We start from the raw sequence: 15,510 nt of genomic DNA, 5'->3' as shown, positions 1-15,510 counted from the left end.
CGATGGATTCTCAACGTAATATCCTGTTAATCGCATTGGCTTTGGTTTCTTTCCTACTGTTCCAACAATGGAACGTAGCTCAGAATCCAGCACCACAAGCGGTTGAGCAGGCACAATCTGGCAGCACCCTACCAGCGCCATCTTATGCAGATGATCTAGACCCGGCTCCTGGTCAAGTTGCTTCTGCTAAAACTATCACAGTAACAACTGATGTACTGACTCTGTCAATTGATACGGTTGGTGGTGATGTCGTTAAAGCAAACCTAAACGATTACTCTGCTGAGTTCGATTCAGAAGATACGTTTGTTCTTCTTAAAAACGAACCTGGTCACCAATTTATCGCTCAAAGCGGTCTAGTGGGCCCTCAAGGTATCGACCTAAGCAGCACAAACCGCCCAAGCTACACAGTTTCAGCAGACAGCTTCACGCTTGCTGATGGTCAAGATGAACTACGCATCCCGATGACTTACCAAGCGAACGGCCTTGATTACACGAAAACATTCGTCCTTAAGCGTGGCAGCTACGCAATGGATGTTGAATACGATGTAGTCAACAACTCTGGTAACAACGCGACATTCGGCATGTACGCTCACCTACGTCAAAACGTAATGGATGACGGTGGTAGCCTAACAATGCCAACTTACCGTGGTGGTGCTTACTCTACGGAAGATACGCGTTACAAAAAATACAGCTTCGACGATATGCAAGATCGCAACCTGTCTCTTAACCTAGCAAACGGTCAAGGTTGGGCAGCGATGATTCAGCACTACTTTGCAAGTGCTTGGATCCCACGCGACGAAGCAGGCAGCAACCTTTACACTCGTGTAATCGGTAACCTAGGCGACATCGGTGTTCGTATGCCGAACAAGACTATCGCTAATGGCGACGAAGCGAGCTTCAAAGCAACGCTTTGGGTTGGTCCTAAACTTCAAGACCAAATGGCTGCTGTTGCACCAAACCTAGACCTAGTAGTTGACTACGGTTGGTTATGGTTCATTGCTAAACCACTTCATACTCTGCTTTCGTTCATTCAAGGCATCGTTGTGAACTGGGGTCTGGCAATCATCTGTCTAACTTTCATCGTTCGTGGTGCTATGTACCCACTAACGAAAGCTCAGTACACGTCTATGGCGAAAATGCGTATGCTTCAGCCTAAGCTGACTGCAATGCGTGAGCGTATTGGCGACGACCGTCAACGCATGAGCCAAGAAATGATGGAGCTTTACAAGAAAGAGAAAGTAAACCCACTAGGTGGCTGTTTACCTATCCTTCTGCAAATGCCTATCTTCATTTCGCTATACTGGGCACTAATGGAGTCTGTTGAACTGCGTCACTCACCGTTCTTCGGTTGGATTACTGACCTTTCAGCACAAGACCCATACTACATCTTGCCACTTCTGATGGGTGCTTCAATGTTCCTAATCCAGAAGATGAGCCCGACAACTGTAACGGATCCAATGCAGCAGAAGATCATGACCTTTATGCCGGTTATGTTCACATTCTTCTTCCTGTTCTTCCCTTCAGGTCTGGTTCTATACTGGCTAGTATCGAACATCGTAACTCTGATTCAGCAAACGCTTATCTACCGTGCGCTGGAAAAGAAAGGCTTACATTCTAAGTAAGTTCGATAATAGAAAGAGATAAAGAAAGGCGACCAAAAGGTCGCCTTTTTGTTTTTAGCTGATTACAATTCAGCTAATTGATTAATCGTGAGCGCCCCTTTTTGGCTTTCACATGCTAGCAGGCACAACTATGACTACAGATACGATTGTTGCTCAAGCGACTGCACCCGGCCGTGGCGGCGTCGGTATTATTCGCGTTTCAGGCCCACAAGCAGCCCAAGTTGCGCTTGAAGTTACCGGCAAAGTACTGAAACCACGTTACGCTGAGTACACCCCTTTTAAATCTCACGATGGTTTAGAGCTAGACCAAGGCATCGCGCTTTACTTTCCTAACCCGCACTCGTTTACTGGTGAAGACGTATTAGAGCTACAAGGCCACGGTGGTCCTGTGGTAATGGATATGCTCATCAAACGCATCCTCGCGATTCCAGGGCTACGCGCAGCACGCCCAGGTGAGTTCTCGGAGCGTGCGTTCTTGAACGACAAGATGGATTTAACCCAAGCAGAAGCGATTGCCGACCTCATTGATGCCAGTTCAGAAGAAGCGGCGAAATCAGCCCTGCAATCGCTGCAAGGTGAGTTCTCAAAACGCATTAATACGCTGGTGGATTCTTTGATTCACTTACGCATCTATGTTGAAGCCGCTATCGACTTCCCAGAAGAAGAGATTGATTTCCTTGCTGACGGTAAAGTAAGTGCTGACTTACAAGCTATCATCGACAACCTCGAAGCGGTTCGCCAAGAAGCCAATCAAGGTGCCATCATGCGTGAAGGTATGAAGGTGGTGATTGCAGGTCGTCCTAATGCCGGTAAGTCGAGCTTATTGAATGCATTATCGGGTAAAGACTCCGCGATTGTGACTGATATTGCTGGTACAACCCGTGATGTACTGCGTGAACATATCCATATTGATGGTATGCCACTACACATTATTGATACCGCAGGCCTGCGTGAAGCCTCGGATGAAGTCGAAAAAATCGGTATTGAACGCGCTTGGGAAGAAATTGCTCAAGCCGATCGAGTTTTATTTATGGTCGATGGCACCACTACCGATGCAACCGACCCGAAAGATATCTGGCCAGATTTCGTTGATCGTCTGCCGAATAACATCGGAATGACCGTGATTCGTAACAAAGCCGATCAAACCGGTGAAGATCTCGGGATTTGCCATGTTAATGATCCAACTCTGATTCGACTATCAGCAAAGACGGGACAAGGCGTTGATGCACTGCGTAATCACTTAAAAGATTGCATGGGCTTTGCTGGTGGCAATGAAGGTGGCTTTATGGCACGTCGTCGCCACTTAGATGCCCTAGAACGCGCATCTGAGCACCTAGATATTGGCCAGCAACAGCTCGAAGGCTATATGGCAGGGGAAATATTGGCAGAAGAACTGCGTATAACGCAGCAACACCTTAACGAGATTACTGGTGAGTTCAGTTCCGATGACCTACTCGGCCGTATCTTCACCTCTTTCTGTATTGGTAAATAACCTTTAAAGGCCGGCTCATGCTGGCCTTTTTCTTTAGTAAGGACAGCTTAATGATCCACATTATTACAGGCAGCACCTTAGGTGGTGCAGAGTACGTTGGCGATCACCTTAATGATCTTCTTGAAGAGCAAGGCCACGAGATCACCCTTCACAATCAGCCTGAATTCGATGATATTCCCCAACAAGGCTTTTGGTTGCTGGTGACTTCAACTCATGGCGCTGGAGAATTTCCAGATAATATTAAGCCGTTTATCGACGCATTGACCCAGCAATCTCCAGATTTAAGCCCGGTTCGCTTTGCTGTCGTGGCGCTTGGTGATTCGAGTTACGATACCTTCTGTTTGGCGGGAAAATCAGTCCACAGCCAGATGAAAGAGCTCGGTGCTCAGCCTATTTCTGACTGTTTTACCATCGATGTATTGGAAACTCCGGTACCAGAAGACGCAGCAGAAGCTTGGTTTAACGATCATAGCGACCAGTTTTAACCTCTCTCTTCTCTCCAAAAGCGGCTTATGCCGCTTTTTTTGTCTCTGAACATCGCGATTGTGAATAACTTTTTTTCAAAAACATCGAAAATTAGCGATCTATTTTCAATTTCTGCTGTGGATAAGATCATACATATACGGTGATTAACCTATAGTTATCCAAATAACAAGTTTTAGGCTAATTTCCTCCTGTGAATAAGTAGCCATTTTGATCCCAGCTAATCCTCATTCTGATCAAAGTTAGATCACATCATTTGATCCAAAAAAGATCCATGATCTCGTTGATCATTTTCGACTTATCCACAGACACCCTCGATCCTAATAATAGATCTAATAAAAGATCTCCTTAAAGATCTTATCTATATTAATTAAAAACAGCTTTTTCGAAAAATCCCAAAAACGTTTTCTCAGGCTATGAAAACAGGTAGAATATCGCTCCTTTTTATCAATCTAGAAAACGTTTGAATACCTGAGGTCGTTTCATGCTTTATCACGAAAAATTTGACGTCATCGTTGTTGGTGGTGGCCATGCAGGAACGGAAGCCGCACTCGCATCTGCACGTACTGGTCAAAGTACGTTATTACTTACTCATAATATCGATACACTAGGACAAATGTCTTGTAACCCAGCCATTGGCGGGATCGGTAAGGGCCACTTGGTAAAAGAGGTCGATGCAATGGGTGGATTAATGGCGCAAGCTATTGATCATGCAGGTATTCAGTTCAGAACATTGAACGCATCAAAAGGCCCTGCGGTTCGTGCTACTCGTGCACAAGCTGACCGCGCACTGTACAAAGCCTTTGTTCGTAACGTTCTTGAAAACACGCCAAACCTGACTTTGTTCCAACAGTCGGTTGATGACTTGACCGTTGAACAGGATCAAGTGGTAGGTGTGGTAACGCAGATGGGCCTTAAGTTCCGCGCAAGCGCTGTGGTTCTGACTGTGGGCACATTCCTAGGCGGCAAGATCCATATTGGTATGGAAAGTTCTTCAGGTGGCCGTGCTGGTGATCCACCATCGATCGCACTGGCTGACCGTCTTCGTGATCTTCCATTCCGAGTTGATCGCCTGAAAACAGGTACTCCTCCTCGTATCGATGCGCGTAGCGTTGATTTTTCTGAGCTTGAGGTTCAGCACGGCGATAACCCTACGCCTGTTTTCTCGTTCATGGGCAGCCGAGCTCAACAACCTCGTCAAATTCCATGTTACATCACGCATACCAATGAAAATACGCATGACGTAATTCGTGCCAACCTTGATCGCAGCCCTATGTACGCAGGTGTGATTGAAGGCATTGGCCCTCGTTACTGTCCTTCGATTGAAGACAAAGTAATGCGTTTTGCTGACAAGAACAGTCACCAAATTTTTATTGAACCAGAAGGTCTAACGACTCACGAGCTATACCCGAATGGTATCTCTACCAGTCTGCCGTTTGATGTACAGGTTCAAATTGTTCGTTCGATGAAGGGTTTTGAAAATGCTCATATCGTTCGACCTGGCTATGCGATTGAGTACGATTTCTTTGATCCTCGCGACCTTAAGCTGACTTACGAAACTAAGTTTATCAAAGGTCTATTCTTTGCGGGTCAAATCAACGGTACCACTGGCTACGAAGAAGCGGCAGCACAAGGCTTGATGGCGGGTCTGAATGCAAGTTTGTTTACTCAAGGCAAAGAGGGTTGGAGTCCGCGTCGTGACCAAGCTTACATGGGCGTGCTTATTGACGATCTATCGACCATGGGTACCAAAGAACCTTACCGCATGTTTACGTCTCGCGCGGAATACCGTCTGCTGCTTCGTGAAGACAACGCCGATATCCGCTTGACTGAAAAGTCGCGTGAACTTGGCCTTGTTGATGACGCTCGTTGGGCTCGTTTCAACGAGAAGATGGAAAACATGGAGAAGGAGCGTCAACGTCTGAAAGAGACTTGGATTAATCCAAAATCTGAAGATATTGATCAACTGAACCAAATTCTGAAAACACCAATGTCTCGTGAAGCGAGCGGTGAAGATCTTCTTCGTCGCCCTGAAATGACTTATTCACAGCTAACCGCATTGGATCGTTTTGGTCCAGCACTGGAAGATCAACAAGCGTCTGAGCAAGTTGAGATCCAAGTGAAGTACGATGGTTACATTCAGCGTCAACAAGACGAAATTGAAAAATCACTGCGTCATGAAAACACCAAACTGCCTGCTGACATCGATTACAGCAAGGTAAAAGGACTTTCTAACGAAGTGGTTCTTAAACTAACGACAGCTAAGCCTGATTCAATTGGTATTGCTTCGCGAATTTCAGGTATCACACCTGCAGCAATCTCAATTCTGTTGGTTTACTTGAAAAAGCATGGCCTGTTGAAAAAAGGTGAGGAAGCATAATGAGCGCATTACGCGAAAAACTGGATCACCTGATTGGCCAGACTGAACTTGAAGTATCTGAAAAACAACGTGGCCAGTTGGTTGGCTACGTTGAGTTACTGAACAAGTGGAACAAAGCTTATAACCTAACATCAGTTCGTGACCCACAAGAAATGATGGTGAAACATATCTTAGATAGCATCATTGTTAGCACTCACTTACAAGGTAAGCGCTTTATCGATGTGGGCACGGGACCTGGTCTTCCTGGGATTCCGCTCTCAATCATGAATCCAGACTGCGAGTTTTACTTGCTAGATAGCCTAGGTAAGCGTATTCGTTTTATCAAACAGGTGATTCATGAGCTGGGTATCGACAACGTGGTACCGGTTCAAAGTCGCGTTGAAGAATTTCAACCAGAAGAAAAGTTTGATGCAGTGCTCAGTCGTGCATTTGCGTCAATGACAGACATGGTAGAGTGGTGTCACCATTTACCTAAAGAGCAATCCGGTGTATTTTTGGCTCTTAAGGGACAACATCCTAGAGACGAAATCGACCTGTTACCTGAATGGTGTTCAGTGACAGACATTAAAGCTTTGCAAGTGCCAGAGCTTGATGGAGAGCGTCATCTAGTTACTTTATCGCGTCAGGGATAATCAGCGAGGCCATAGTGGGTAGAATCGTAGCAATTGCCAACCAGAAGGGTGGCGTAGGAAAAACAACAACTTGCATTAATTTAGCAGCATCAATGGCGGCAACAAAACGCAAGATATTGGTTGTTGACCTCGATCCTCAAGGTAATGCCACTATGGCGAGCGGTGTCGACAAGTATCAAGTTGAAGCAACTGCTTACGATTTGTTGGTTGAAGACACCCCATTTGATGAGGTAGTTTGCCGGAGTACATCTGGCAATTATGACCTCATCGCCGCGAACGGTGATGTTACTGCGGCAGAAATCAAGCTGATGGAAGTGTTTGCTCGTGAAGTTCGTTTAAAAAATGCACTCGAATCCATTCGCAATAACTATGATTTCATCTTTATTGATTGCCCACCCTCATTAAACCTTCTTACAATCAACGCGATGGCTGCGGCCGACTCCGTATTGGTTCCTATGCAATGTGAATACTTTGCTTTGGAAGGTTTGACTGCATTGATGGATACCATCAGTAAGCTAGCGGCTGTTGTAAACGAGAACCTGAAGATCGAAGGTCTTCTGCGTACTATGTACGATCCTCGCAACCGCTTATCGAACGAAGTATCTGATCAACTCAAAAAACACTTTGGTAGCAAAGTCTACCGAACTGTGATCCCTAGAAATGTGCGTCTGGCAGAAGCCCCGAGTCACGGCAAGCCAGCAATGTACTACGACAAATATTCCGCAGGAGCTAAGGCTTACCTTGCTCTTGCTGGCGAAATGTTGCGTCGTGAAGAAGTCCCAGTATAGGTCCAATCAAAGGAATTCGCTCAATGTCTAAGCGTGGTTTAGGAAAAGGGCTAGATGCATTGCTTGCAACTAGCTCATTGGCTCGTGAAAAACAGCAAGTTGCTTCTCATAGTCAGGCGTTGTCGGCTGATGGTGAGCTTATTGAACTGGCTGTTGGTTGCTTGAAGCCTGGTGTATATCAACCGCGTAAGGATATTGCGCCTGAAGCGCTAGAAGAGCTGGCTGCATCAATTCAATCTCAAGGCATTATCCAACCGATCGTAGTTCGCCCATTGGCGCATGACCAGTTCGAGATTATTGCTGGTGAACGTCGTTGGAGAGCGGCTCGTCAAGCTGGCCTTAAACAAGTGCCATGCCTGATCAAGAGAGTTGAAGACAAGGCCGCTATCGCGATGGCATTGATTGAGAATATTCAGCGTGAAGACCTGAATGTTATCGAAGAAGCACAAGCGCTAGAGCGCCTACAGAACGAATTTGAGCTGACACACCAACAAGTCGCTGATGTTATCGGTAAATCGAGAGCAACGGTGAGTAACTTATTACGTCTAAATCAGCTCGAAAATGAAGTAAAAGGTTTAGTTTCCAATAAACAACTGGAAATGGGGCATGCTCGAGCACTGCTTGCGCTTGAAGGTGATACCCAGGTTGAAGCAGCAAACACTGCGGCAACCAAAAAAATGACCGTGCGTCAAACTGAGCAACTTGTCAAAAAGTGCTTAAAACCAGACGTTGAGCCAGAATCGAAGCCTGAAGACACAGAAGCTATCGAACTTTCACGAAGACTCACGGAAAAATTGCAAGCAAACGTTTCAGTCACTCGTTCTGTTAGCGGTAAGTCAAAAGTAATAATTACTATTGATGAGCCTCACAAATTAGAGCAACTTATTGCTAAACTAGAGTACTAAATGAGATAATTGATTTAGGTCAATTATGTAATAAACAAGTGATTTCGTACAAAAGTTGTCGCTTTGTATGCAAAAATGTAAATGATTGCTGCGTTGTTGTTGCAATCAATTTGGCTGAACGTATAATTTTCGCCAATTTCTCAGCACGCTTTTAAGCGAGTAGTAAAGAAGGCTTAAAAGAGGAACGAATACATGGTAGCGGCGTTAGCAAGACCAGGACGAGTGCTTGCAAAGCAAATGTTATTGATCGAGCTTAGCGCGGTTATATTAGTGGCGATAGGGTTAGGTTTAGCTGTTAATCCTGATTGGGGTTTTGCTGCATTAATCGGTGGCGGTATTTTTGTCATCGCAAATGCAGTTTTTTGTGTGTGTGCTTTCCTATTTAGTGGAGCTCGTGCAACTAAGTTAGTTGCGGCGTCGTTCTATGCAGGCGAAGCGCTAAAAATCCTTATCACAGTTTTACTATTCTCTATTGTCTACATGTATATGCAGGTGGAATTAGTTCCCCTCAAACTGACCTATTTACTGGTTCTAGGTATTAATATCTTTGCGCCAGTGCTTTTCATTAACAATAAAAAATAGGATGAGTTATGGCTGCGCCAACAGCATCCGGATACATTGAACACCACTTACAAAACCTTTCTTTAGCTAAGTTTGGTCTTGTAGAGGAGACAAGTTTCTGGAACGTACATATAGACAGTCTGTTTTTTTCGGTGTTGACAGGGATGTTATTCCTTTGGGTTTTTCGCTCAGTCGCAAAGAAAGCAACAGTAGGTGTACCTGGTAAGCTTCAGTGTTTTGTTGAAATGGTAGTGGAATTCGTTGGTGACAACGTTAAAGAAACTTTCCATGGCCGCAACCCTCTGATTGCCCCACTAGCACTGACTATATTCTGCTGGATTATATTAATGAACTTGATGGACTTAGTGCCTATCGATTTCTTACCATATCCTGCAGAGCATTGGCTAGGTATCCCTTACTTGAAAGTGGTTCCTACAGCTGATGTAAATATAACAATGGCAATGGCTTTAGGTGTTTTTGCTCTGATGATCTACTACAGCATCAAAGTGAAAGGTCTAGGCGGATTTGCTAAAGAATTGGCACTGCATCCATTTAATCACCCAATCATGATTCCATTTAACTTGGTACTTGAGGTAATTTCGTTATTAGCGAAGCCACTATCTCTAGGTATGCGTTTATTTGGTAATATGTTTGCGGGTGAGGTGGTGTTTATTCTTATCGCGGCAATGCTACCGTGGTACTTACAATGGGTAGGTGCACTACCTTGGGCTATCTTCCATATCTTGGTTATTTTGATTCAAGCGTTTGTTTTCATGATGTTGACAATCGTTTACTTATCAATGGCTCATGAAGATAGTGATCACTAAAAAAAATTTTTAAGCTTTATTCTAACTATTAATGTTAATCGGAGAACGTAAATGGAAACTGTACTAAGTTTTTCAGCAATCGCTGTTGCTATTATTGTTGGTCTTTGTGCCGTAGGTACTGCAATTGGTTTTGCTATTCTTGGTGGTAAATTCCTAGAAGGCGCTGCGCGTCAACCTGAAATGGCTCCAATGCTACAAGTTAAGATGTTCATCATCGCTGGTCTACTGGATGCTGTTCCAATGATCGGTATCGTAATCGCACTACTATTCACGTTTGCTAACCCATTTGTTGGTCAACTAGCAGGCTAATTAACTCTCAATAGTTAATTAAATTTTTGTAGTTGATTCTTAACGAGGGGTAGCTGTTGTGAATATGAACGCAACTCTGTTAGGTCAAGCAATTGCTTTTTCATTGTTTGTTTGGTTCTGCATGAAATATGTATGGCCACCAATCATGCAAGCAATTGAAGAACGTCAGAAAAAAATTGCTGACGGTCTAGTAGCCGCTGAACGCGCTGCTAAAGACTTGAACCTGGCACAAGCCAACGCTTCTGAGCAAATGAAAGAAGCAAAGCGCACTGCAACTGAGGTTATTGATCAGGCAAACAAACGTAAAGCTCAAATTATTGATGAAGCACGCGAAGAAGCTCAGGCAGAACGCCAGAAAATCTTAGCGCAAGCTGAAGCAGAAATTGAAGCAGAGCGTACACGTGCCCGTGATGACCTGCGCAAACAAGTCGCAACTCTGGCTATAGCTGGTGCTGAGAAAATCCTTGAGCGTACAATCGATAAAGATGTACACGATGATCTTCTTAACAACATTACTGCAAAACTTTAAAGCAAGGGGCTGTATATGTCTGATTTGACTACAATCGCACGCCCCTATGCTAAAGCAGCGTTTGACTTTGCGGTAGATAAAGGTGAGCTAGACCAATGGGGTCAGATGCTTACTTTTGCTGCCGAAGTGGCACAAAATGATGATGTTCATAATTTATTAAGCGGTTCTATGACTGCTGAAAAATTAGCTGAAGTATTCATTGTAATTTGTGGCGAACAATTTGATGAATTCGGTCAGAACTTAATTAAAGTGATGGCAGAGAATGGCCGCTTAATGGCTTTTCCTGATGTTTGTAAAGAGTTCTTTATACTCAAAAAAGAGTATGAGAAAGAGATCGACGTTGAAGTAACTTCAGCGGTAGAACTTTCTGAAGAACAACGCGCAGAGATCAGCAGCAAATTGGAACAGCGCTTAGCGCGCAAAGTTCAGCTGAATTGCAGTATAGATGAGACTCTACTTAGTGGAGTTATTATTCGAGCCGGAGACCTAGTCATCGATAACTCAGCGCGCAGTCGTTTAGACCGCCTGAGCGATGCATTGCAGTCTTAATGGGGATTGGAGCATGCAACTTAATTCCACTGAAATTAGCGATCTAATTAAACAACGTATTGAATCTTTCGACGTTGTTAGTGAAGCTCGCAATGAAGGTACTATCGTTTCTGTAAGCGATGGCATCCTTAGCATCCACGGCCTAGCGGACGTGATGCAAGGTGAAATGATCGAACTACCGGGTGGCCGTTACGCTCTAGCACTAAACTTGAACCGTGATTCGGTTGGTGCTGTTGTAATGGGCCCGTATGCTGACCTACAGGAAGGCATGAAAGTTACAGGTACTGGTCGTATTCTAGAAGTACCAGTAGGTCCTGAAATGCTTGGTCGTGTTGTAAACACGCTAGGTGAGCCAATTGATGGTAAAGGTCCAATCGAAGCTAAATTGACTTCGCCTGTAGAAATTATCGCACCAGGTGTAATCGACCGTAAATCGGTAGATCAACCTGTTCAAACTGGTTACAAGTCTGTTGACTCAATGATCCCTATCGGTCGTGGTCAACGTGAACTAGTAATCGGTGACCGTCAGACTGGTAAAACAGCAATGGCGATCGATGCGATTATTAACCAAAAAGATTCTGGTATTTTCTCTATCTACGTAGCTATCGGCCAAAAAGCGTCGACTATTGCTAACGTAGTTCGCAAACTAGAAGAGCACGGCGCACTAGCAAACACTGTTGTTGTTGTTGCATCTGCTTCTGAATCTGCAGCGCTGCAATACCTTGCACCGTACGCTGGTTGTGCGATGGGCGAATACTTCCGTGATCGCGGTGAAGATGCACTGATTGTTTATGATGATCTATCTAAGCAAGCTGTAGCTTACCGTCAAATCTCGCTACTACTTAAGCGTCCACCAGGTCGTGAAGCGTTCCCAGGTGATGTTTTCTACCTTCACTCTCGTCTACTAGAGCGTGCTGCTCGTGTAAGCGAAGCATACGTAGAAAAATTCACTAACGGTGAAGTGACAGGCAAGACTGGTTCTTTAACTGCTCTACCTATCATCGAAACGCAAGCTGGTGACGTATCTGCATTCGTACCAACGAACGTAATCTCGATTACTGATGGTCAGATCTTCCTACAAACTGAGCTATTCAACGCGGGCGTACGTCCAGCTGTTGACCCAGGTATCTCAGTTTCTCGTGTAGGTGGTTCGGCGCAGACTAAAATCATCAAGAAGCTATCTGGCGGTATCCGTACTGCTCTAGCTCAATACCGTGAACTTGCAGCATTTGCTCAGTTCTCTTCGGATCTTGATGAAGCGACTAAGAAGCAGCTAGACCACGGTCAAAAAGTTACAGAACTGATGAAGCAGAAGCAATACGCTCCTATGTCTGTATTTGACCAAGCTCTAGTAATCTTCGCTGCAGAGCGTGGATACCTTCAAGACGTTGAACTTTCTAAAGTTCTAGACTTTGAAGCTGCTTTACTGTCGTTTGCTCGTGGTCAATATGCCGATCTAGCAACACAGATCGACACAACGGGTGCTTTCAATAAAGAAATCGAAGCTGAGCTGAAGAAGCTTGTTGACGATTTCAAGGCAACCCAGACCTGGTAATTGGTAGGTGGTCTTAGGGCCACCTCATACCATTAACGGAGAGTAACGATGGCCGGCGCAAAAGAGATACGTAATAAAATCGGTAGTGTTAAAAGCACACAGAAGATTACGAAAGCAATGGAAATGGTAGCAGCTTCAAAAATGCGTCGTTCTCAAGACGCAATGGAAGCTACTCGTCCATATGCAGAAACAATGCGTAAAGTGATCGGTCATTTGGCTAATGGTAGCCTCGAGTATAAGCATCCTTATCTTGAGGAACGTGAAGCCAAACGTGTTGGTTACATCATCGTTTCTACAGACCGTGGTCTTTGTGGTGGTTTGAACATTAACTTGTTCAAAAAAGCCATGAACGACATGAAAGATTGGTCTGAGAAAGGTGCTGACGTTGAACTTGCAATTGTAGGTTCAAAAGCGACAGCATTTTTCAACAACAGCGGCGCGAAAGTAGCAGCTCAAGTTTCTGGTCTGGGCGATCGTCCAAGCCTTGAAGACTTGATTGGCTCTGTAAGCGTTATGCTGAAGAAATATGATGAAGGCGAATTAGATCGCCTGTTCGTAGTGTTCAACAAGTTTGAAAACACTATGGTTCAAGAACCAACGATCGATCAATTACTTCCTTTGCCTAAATCAGACAGCGAAGAAATGAAACGCAGTCATTCTTGGGACTACATTTATGAGCCCGAGCCAAAACCACTACTAGATGCACTATTGGTTCGCTATGTCGAATCTCAAGTGTACCAAGGTGTGGTTGAGAACCTTGCTTGTGAGCAAGCGGCTCGAATGATTGCAATGAAATCAGCAACAGATAACGCTGGTGACATTATTGATGACTTAGAACTTGTGTATAACAAAGCGCGTCAAGCGGCGATTACACAAGAACTTTCTGAGATCGTTTCAGGCGCAGCTGCGGTTTAAGCTTAGGTAAAACTAAATAGTTAGAGGATTAACGATGGCTACAGGTAAGATCGTACAGATCATCGGTGCGGTAGTCGACGTAGAGTTCCCACAGGGTGAAGTACCTCGTGTATACGACGCTCTGAATGTTAATGAAGTACAAGAACGTCTAGTTCTTGAAGTTCAGCAACAACTTGGCGGTGGCGTAGTTCGCGCAATCGTAATGGGTAGCTCTGATGGTTTACGTCGTGGTTTGACAGTTGAAAATACTGGCGCTCCAATCTCAGTACCAGTAGGTACTAAGACATTGGGTCGTATCATGAACGTCCTAGGTGACGCGATTGATGAGTGTGGCGAGATTGGTGCTGAAGAGCATTACGCCATTCACCGTGAAGCTCCAAGCTACGAAGAGCAGTCTAACGAGACAGCTCTTCTAGAAACTGGTGTTAAAGTAATCGACTTGATTTGTCCATTCGCTAAGGGTGGTAAAATCGGTCTATTCGGTGGTGCTGGTGTAGGTAAGACCGTTAACATGATGGAACTTATCAACAACATCGCACTTCAACACTCAGGCCTATCTGTATTTGCAGGTGTAGGTGAGCGTACTCGTGAAGGTAACGATTTCTACTTTGAGATGCAGGAAGCAGGTGTTGTAAACATCGAAAAACCTGAAGAATCAAAAGTAGCGATGGTTTACGGTCAGATGAACGAGCCACCAGGTAACCGTCTACGTGTTGCACTGACTGGTCTAACAATGGCAGAGCGCTTCCGTGACGAAGGTCGTGACGTTCTACTGTTCGTTGATAACATCTACCGTTACACACTAGCAGGTACTGAAGTATCAGCACTTCTAGGTCGTATGCCTTCTGCGGTAGGTTACCAACCTACACTAGCTGAAGAAATGGGTGTTCTACAAGAGCGTATCACGTCAACTAAATCTGGTTCTATCACGTCTGTACAGGCGGTATACGTACCAGCGGATGACTTGACTGACCCGTCTCCAGCAACAACGTTCGCTCACTTGGATGCAACGGTTGTACTTAACCGTAACATCGCATCTATGGGTCTATACCCAGCGATCGACCCGCTAGATTCTACTTCACGTCAACTGGATCCATTGGTAGTTGGACAAGAGCACTACGACATCGCTCGTGGCGTTCAGTCTACTCTTCAGCGCTATAAAGAGCTGAAAGATATCATTGCTATCCTAGGTATGGACGAGCTATCTGAAGAAGATAAGCAAGTTGTATCTCGTGCTCGTAAGATTGAGAAGTTCCTAACTCAGCCTTACCACGTAGCGGAAGTATTTACAGGTGACCCAGGCGTTTACGTACCTCTTAAAGAGACTCTACGTGGCTTCCAAGGTCTTCTATCTGGTGAATACGATGACATTCCAGAGCAAGCGTTCATGTACTGTGGTGCAATTGACGAAGCTATCGAGAATGCTAAGAAGCTATAAGGCTAACTAGGAGGCGATATGGCAGCAATAACCTTTCACCTAGACGTTGTAAGTGCAGAGAAACAAATTTTCTCAGGCCTTGTTGAGACGTTTCAGGTGACCGGTAGTGAGGGTGAGCTTGGTATTTTCCATGGTCATACTCCACTGCTGACCGCTATCAAGCCTGGTATGGTGCGTATTGTTAAGCAGCACGGCCACGAAGAAATTATTTATGTTTCTGGTGGTATGGTAGAAGTTCAGCCTGGTACAGCGACTGTACTGGCTGATACAGCTATCCGTGGTGAAGAGCTAGACGCAGCAAAGGCGGAAGAAGCTAAACGCAAGGCTGTGGAGAATATCCAAAATCAGCATGGCGACATAGACTTCGCACAAGCGGCCGGTGAACTGGCTAAAGCCATTGCTCAGTTACGAGTTATCGAACTGACAAAACAGCGTCGTTAATCTTTTTAAGATTATAGACTCTGAGATAAAGGCGACCTAAGGGTCGCCTTTTTGCATTTTTGATGTTCTCAAAAATGCTTCTTT

Annotated in this window: 16 protein-coding genes; all 16 read left to right on the top strand. The window is 44.8% G+C overall.

From position 1 onward, the window contains the following. The first annotated feature begins 2 nt into the window (after positions 1 to 2). The 16 genes from yidC to HRQ85_RS24750 all read left to right on the top strand — a co-directional run bounded on the left by yidC (position 3) and on the right by HRQ85_RS24750 (position 15,426). Entirely contained in the window at positions 3 to 1,622 is a 1,620-nt protein-coding gene (yidC, locus tag HRQ85_RS24825; RefSeq protein ID WP_172380839.1) for a membrane protein insertase YidC, read from the top strand. Positions 1,623 to 1,752: 130 nt separating this feature from the next. After that, a complete protein-coding gene (gene mnmE, locus HRQ85_RS24820; RefSeq protein ID WP_029235098.1) occupies positions 1,753 to 3,114 on the top strand; it encodes a tRNA uridine-5-carboxymethylaminomethyl(34) synthesis GTPase MnmE in 1,362 nt (453 codons plus the stop codon). Between the two features lie 50 nt (positions 3,115 to 3,164). Further along, positions 3,165 to 3,599 (top strand): FMN-binding protein MioC, encoded by a 435-nt coding sequence (gene mioC, locus HRQ85_RS24815; protein ID WP_017058804.1) that lies wholly within the window; start codon positions 3,165 to 3,167, stop codon positions 3,597 to 3,599. A 482-nt stretch (positions 3,600 to 4,081) separates the two neighbouring features. Then, entirely contained in the window at positions 4,082 to 5,977 is a 1,896-nt protein-coding gene (gene mnmG / locus HRQ85_RS24810) for a tRNA uridine-5-carboxymethylaminomethyl(34) synthesis enzyme MnmG (protein ID WP_172380838.1), read from the top strand. Continuing rightward, the gene (gene rsmG, locus HRQ85_RS24805; protein WP_017058801.1) at positions 5,977 to 6,609 is read left to right on the top strand and encodes a 16S rRNA (guanine(527)-N(7))-methyltransferase RsmG; all 633 of its coding nucleotides are present in this window, start codon (positions 5,977 to 5,979) and stop codon (positions 6,607 to 6,609) included. Before mnmG ends, rsmG begins: the two co-directional genes overlap by 1 nt. A gap of 14 nt (positions 6,610 to 6,623) precedes the next feature. Then, the gene (locus HRQ85_RS24800; RefSeq protein WP_019825554.1) at positions 6,624 to 7,397 is read left to right on the top strand and encodes a ParA family protein; all 774 of its coding nucleotides are present in this window, start codon (positions 6,624 to 6,626) and stop codon (positions 7,395 to 7,397) included. Positions 7,398 to 7,420: 23 nt separating this feature from the next. After that, entirely contained in the window at positions 7,421 to 8,302 is an 882-nt protein-coding gene (locus HRQ85_RS24795) for a ParB/RepB/Spo0J family partition protein (RefSeq protein ID WP_050622182.1), read from the top strand. A gap of 192 nt (positions 8,303 to 8,494) precedes the next feature. Next, positions 8,495 to 8,884: a F0F1 ATP synthase subunit I gene (locus HRQ85_RS24790; RefSeq protein ID WP_017058798.1), complete on the top strand. Its 390-nt coding sequence runs from the start codon at positions 8,495 to 8,497 to the stop codon at positions 8,882 to 8,884. Positions 8,885 to 8,892: 8 nt separating this feature from the next. Further along, a complete protein-coding gene (gene atpB / locus HRQ85_RS24785) occupies positions 8,893 to 9,690 on the top strand; it encodes a F0F1 ATP synthase subunit A (protein WP_017632650.1) in 798 nt (265 codons plus the stop codon). Between the two features lie 51 nt (positions 9,691 to 9,741). Beyond that, positions 9,742 to 9,999, top strand: a complete 258-nt coding sequence (atpE, locus tag HRQ85_RS24780; RefSeq protein WP_004411110.1) for a F0F1 ATP synthase subunit C — start codon at positions 9,742 to 9,744, stop codon at positions 9,997 to 9,999. A 58-nt stretch (positions 10,000 to 10,057) separates the two neighbouring features. Beyond that, positions 10,058 to 10,528 carry a F0F1 ATP synthase subunit B gene (atpF, locus tag HRQ85_RS24775; protein WP_010433231.1) on the top strand — a complete coding sequence of 157 codons (471 nt, stop codon included), beginning with the start codon at positions 10,058 to 10,060 and terminating at the stop codon, positions 10,526 to 10,528. A 15-nt stretch (positions 10,529 to 10,543) separates the two neighbouring features. Then, a complete protein-coding gene (gene atpH, locus HRQ85_RS24770; protein WP_009848122.1) occupies positions 10,544 to 11,077 on the top strand; it encodes a F0F1 ATP synthase subunit delta in 534 nt (177 codons plus the stop codon). Between the two features lie 13 nt (positions 11,078 to 11,090). Further along, complete coding sequence (gene atpA / locus HRQ85_RS24765; RefSeq protein WP_010433235.1) at positions 11,091 to 12,632, top strand: F0F1 ATP synthase subunit alpha; 1,542 nt, start codon at positions 11,091 to 11,093, stop codon at positions 12,630 to 12,632. 48 nt (positions 12,633 to 12,680) lie between these two features. Continuing rightward, the gene (gene atpG, locus HRQ85_RS24760; RefSeq protein WP_016794171.1) at positions 12,681 to 13,547 is read left to right on the top strand and encodes a F0F1 ATP synthase subunit gamma; all 867 of its coding nucleotides are present in this window, start codon (positions 12,681 to 12,683) and stop codon (positions 13,545 to 13,547) included. Between the two features lie 34 nt (positions 13,548 to 13,581). Beyond that, positions 13,582 to 14,985, top strand: coding sequence for a F0F1 ATP synthase subunit beta (gene atpD, locus HRQ85_RS24755; protein ID WP_048610850.1), 1,404 nt, complete (start codon positions 13,582 to 13,584; stop codon positions 14,983 to 14,985). 18 nt (positions 14,986 to 15,003) lie between these two features. Continuing rightward, positions 15,004 to 15,426 (top strand): F0F1 ATP synthase subunit epsilon, encoded by a 423-nt coding sequence (locus tag HRQ85_RS24750; RefSeq protein ID WP_004735742.1) that lies wholly within the window; start codon positions 15,004 to 15,006, stop codon positions 15,424 to 15,426. Positions 15,427 to 15,510: the final 84 nt, after the last annotated feature.

The sequence above is a fragment of the Vibrio sp. Vb339 genome (assembly GCF_902751245.1).
In the GTDB taxonomy this organism is placed as follows: Bacteria; Pseudomonadota; Gammaproteobacteria; order Enterobacterales; family Vibrionaceae; genus Vibrio; species Vibrio coralliirubri.
The sequence above is the reverse complement of the archived record's forward strand: the minus strand, read 5'-3'. Positions and strand labels throughout refer to the sequence as shown.